The 3,736-nt window shown below is 69.4% G+C and carries 6 protein-coding genes; 3 read left to right on the forward strand and 3 right to left on the reverse strand.

The genetic code is table 11. From position 1 onward, the window contains the following. The first annotated feature begins 208 nt into the window (after positions 1-208). From ACFR9S_RS11510 to ACFR9S_RS11520, 3 genes are all read left to right on the forward strand, one after another. Positions 209-997 (forward strand): MBL fold metallo-hydrolase, encoded by a 789-nt coding sequence (locus ACFR9S_RS11510; RefSeq protein WP_379818713.1) that lies wholly within the window; start codon positions 209-211, stop codon positions 995-997. 48 nt (positions 998-1,045) lie between these two features. Then, positions 1,046-1,726: a YkgJ family cysteine cluster protein gene (locus tag ACFR9S_RS11515; RefSeq protein ID WP_379732149.1), complete on the forward strand. Its 681-nt coding sequence runs from the start codon at positions 1,046-1,048 to the stop codon at positions 1,724-1,726. 74 nt (positions 1,727-1,800) lie between these two features. After that, on the forward strand, positions 1,801-2,208 hold the full coding sequence (locus tag ACFR9S_RS11520) for a TRAM domain-containing protein (RefSeq protein ID WP_379732150.1): 408 nt from the start codon (positions 1,801-1,803) through the stop codon (positions 2,206-2,208). Here the strand turns inward: ACFR9S_RS11520 and ACFR9S_RS11525 are convergent, their stop codons facing one another. The 3 genes from ACFR9S_RS11525 to ACFR9S_RS11535 all read right to left on the reverse strand — a co-directional run bounded on the left by ACFR9S_RS11525 (position 2,209) and on the right by ACFR9S_RS11535 (position 3,596). After that, positions 2,209-2,913: a class I SAM-dependent methyltransferase gene (locus ACFR9S_RS11525; protein ID WP_379732151.1), complete on the reverse strand. Its 705-nt coding sequence runs from the start codon at positions 2,911-2,913 to the stop codon at positions 2,209-2,211. A 66-nt stretch (positions 2,914-2,979) separates the two neighbouring features. Then, entirely contained in the window at positions 2,980-3,162 is a 183-nt protein-coding gene (locus ACFR9S_RS11530; protein ID WP_379732152.1) for a hypothetical protein, read from the reverse strand. A 41-nt stretch (positions 3,163-3,203) separates the two neighbouring features. Further along, complete coding sequence (locus ACFR9S_RS11535) at positions 3,204-3,596, reverse strand: PPOX class F420-dependent oxidoreductase (protein WP_379732153.1); 393 nt, start codon at positions 3,594-3,596, stop codon at positions 3,204-3,206. Positions 3,597-3,736: the final 140 nt, after the last annotated feature.

Below are 3,736 nucleotides of genomic sequence, written 5' to 3' on the forward strand. Positions count from 1 at the left end.
GCCGCGGGGGGAGGGGTGGGGAATCGGTACTGTGCCGAGCCTCGTGCTCAGCACACTGCGGTCGCAAGTGGTCTACGAACGAGGTGCTGTCGCGGGTGCTGTCCCAGTAGCCAACGAACGAGATGCTGTCGTAGTTGCTGACGAAGGATCCACACGAACGAGCACCAACCCCGTCGAACATTTACCCCCGCCCACGAAACACCGACCCATGCACGTCGAACGCGTCTCGATTCCCGTCGAGACCCGCGCACCCACGGGCGCGACCAACGCCTATCTCGTCGGCGAGTCGCCGGCGGTCCTCGTCGACCCCGCCGGCCGAACCGACGAACTCGACGCGCTCGTCGAGGAGCACGAGGTCGGCACGATCGCCGTCACCCACACCCACCCGGACCACGTCGGCGCCGTCGCCGACTACGCCGCCGAGACCGGCGCCGAACTGCTGGCCCGCCGCCCCGAGCGCTTCGCCGCCGCGACGGGCGTCGAGCCGGACCGGCAGATCCGGGAGGGCTCGGAGATCGGGACCGGCGCCGGCCCGGTGACAGTGCTCGACACGCCCGGCCACGCCGTCGATCACGTCGCGTTCGATCTCGGCGACGGGACCGTCGTCTCGGGCGACCTCGCGGTCGCGGAGGGCAGCGTCGTCGTCGGCGGGCCGGAGGGCGACCTGCGGGCGTACCTCACCGCACTCCGGCGGCTGTGGGCGCGGGATCCCGATCGACTGCTGCCGGGTCACGGTCCCGTGATCGACGGCGATCCGACTCCCCGCGAGACGCTCGAACGCCTGATCGGCCACCGACTCGACCGCGAGCGGGCCGTCCTCGACGCGGTCCGGGGCGGTGCGACCGACCTCGAGTCGGTCGTCGACGCCGCCTACGAGAAAGATGTCTCGGGCGTCCGCGACCTCGCGCGGGCGACCGTCCGCGCCCACGTCGAGAAGCTGGCCGTGGAGGGACGAGTGACGTGGAGGCCCGAGACGGGCCGGGTCGCGCCCGCGTGACCACGCCCGCGGCGACGGCGTTTTCCCGCCCGCCCGCCGAGAGCCTCCGTGTCCCTGACCGACGAGCTCGAGCGTGCCCGCGGGCTCGATACCGACGTGCTCGCCGACGCCATCGAGTCGATCGGCTTCGAGTGCACGCGCTGTGGCGCCTGCTGTACGCGGGAGGAGACGCCCGAGGGCGACACCGAACCGCACACCGCGACGGTGTTCCCCGACGAGATCCGGACGCTGCAGGACGCGGGCGACGGCGACCGCGAGTGGCGCGACGTGGCCCGCCCCATGCCCTACGGGCTCTCCGAGGGCGAGGACGGCCCCGAGGGCGAGACGTTCGAGTGGGCGCTGCAGACCGACGCCTGCGGCGACTGCGTCTTCTACGAGGAGCAGGACGGCCTCGGCGCGTGTACGGTCCACCCGGACCGGCCTCTGATCTGTGAGACGTACCCGTTCAGCGTCGCGCTCGACGGCACCGCCGAGCCGGCCGGCGACCCGGTCGACTCGGAGGGAATCGTCCGCGCCCACGAGTGCGAGGGGCTGGGGCGGGATATCTCCCGGGAGGAGGCCGAAGCGCTGGCTGAATCGCTGAAGGAACGTGCGATCCGGGAGCTCGAGGAGGCCATTTCGCTCCGGGAGAACTACGAGCCGGTCGCGACCGAGGACGGGGAGATCGTCGTCCACGACTCCGAAGGCGCGAAGCGCCCAGACGGCACGCCGGTCGAGCGGACCGAGTGACCGCGCGCCGAGGGGTACCGTGAGAGCGGTACACATATTACGCAGGGGGGACTGGTCGTAGCCGAGTCTCAGCTATGGAAATCTCCGACGAACTCCTCTGTCTGTTCAGTGCGACGGTGCGTGAGGAAGGCGAACGGTACGTCGTCGAAGTGCCCAAACGCGAGATCGAGCGCGGCTCGCTCACCGCCGGCGACACCTACCGTGTCGCCCTGATCGACGGCGAGGCCGGCGCGAGCGACGGCAACACGACCACCACGTCCGCGAACGCCACGACGAGCGAGGGCGAGCCTCAGCCGCCAGTCGAGAAGGGCGAGGTTCGCTACGTCGAGGTCGAGGACATCGGCAAGCAGGGCGACGGGATCGCCCGCGTCGAGCGCGGCTACGTGATCATCGTCCCCGGCGCCGACGTGGGCGAGCGGGTGAAGATCGAGGTGACGGAGGTGAAGTCGAACTTCGCGGTCGGCGAGATAATCGAGGAGTAGCTACACTCGGGCGTCCCACCAGGTGACCGAGCAGAGCTTCTCGCCCAGCGACGAGCCGCCGATCGCGGTGTCGAGCTTGCGGAACTGCCCCGCCATCGCGTCGGGTATCTTCCGGTAGAAGCCGTACGGCAGCACGAAGTCGTGGTCGGCGCCGGCGAGTTCGAGGTCGGCGGAGTCGAGCAGTTCCTCGACCTCGTCACGGCCGTAGAGGTGTGAGCCCATCGGGAGCAGTCGGTTGTACAGCACCCGCGTGCTGAAGTCGTTGAACGTGTCGAAGAACACCTGCTCCTTCGAGACGCGGGCCATCTCCGCCATGAACTTCCGGGGGGTGGGCGCGAGGTGGAAGAAACGCATCGCGACCACCGCGTCGAAGTGATCGTCGGGGAAGGGGAGCCGCGCGGCGTCGCCGCGCATGAACTCCACGCGGTCGTCGACGCCGGCCTGTCGGGCCTTCTCCCGACCCTGGGCCAGCATCGCGTCCGAGATGTCCAGCCCGACGATGTCGGCGCCGCGTTCGGCCAGCATCACGGTAAACCGGCCAGTACCGCAGGCGATCTCGAGCACGTCCCGGTCCTCGACGGGGCCGACCGCGTCGAGCACCGCCTGCTTCTCCCGCCGGTCGATCAGGCGGCCGCCGCGGGAGAACCGCTTTGCGTCGTACTCCTCGGCGACGTCGTCGGCCTGGTACCACTCCTTTCCCTTCACGCTATCGGGAGTCACGTGCCGAACACTAAAACCGTACTGCTTGCCGAACCGCGAGCGGCGACGGCATCAGCGGTCGGGTTCCCGCCCGTCGAGAAACTCGTTGACGAGCGTCGGCAGGAGGACGCCGACGCCGAGGATGAGTCCCGCTGACTGCCACTGCTGCAGCGTCGTGAGCGTGTTCGCGACGTACAGCGACGCGATCGCGAGGGCGATGCAGGCGGCGATGACCGTGTTCTCGCGGGAGACCATAGGCGGCGTTGGCGAGGCGATCGGAAAGAAACTACCGGGGGCTACCCGCTGGTCATGATCCGCTCGGTCGGGATCTTGATCAGCACGCGCGGGCCGGACTCCTCGCCGTGGTGTGGGTACTCCTCCACGTCGAAGTAGCGCTGTGCGAGCTCGTCGATGTGCTCCTTTGCCCCCTCCTCGGTGAGCTCTGCCTCCCCGCGGACCGCGACGTAGCGGTAGGGATCCTCCGGGTCACACACCGAGACCCCGACCTTGGGGTTGTGCCGGACGTTCTTCTCCTTGCGCCGGCCGCGGGCGGTGTTGACCAGCACGTACTCCCGGTCCTCGTGGTCGACCCAGACCGGCGTCACGTGCGGGAAGCCGTCGGGACCGACCGTCGAGATGTGGGCGAACGACTCGGACTCGAAGATGTCGACGTGAGAGTCAGGTATCACGTTCCGGCGATGGCGCGGGGCCGACGTAAGCGTTCGCCCGTCCTCGGCCGGCCACGTTTTTAAGGCTCGGCCGGATGAGGGTGGAGCATGGAACTCTCGGTCGTGGTTCCGACGCTCAACGGTCGGGACCGGCTCGCGGC

The organism is Halolamina salina (assembly GCF_042678005.1).
In the GTDB taxonomy this organism is placed as follows: domain Archaea; phylum Halobacteriota; class Halobacteria; order Halobacteriales; family Haloferacaceae; genus Halolamina; species Halolamina salina.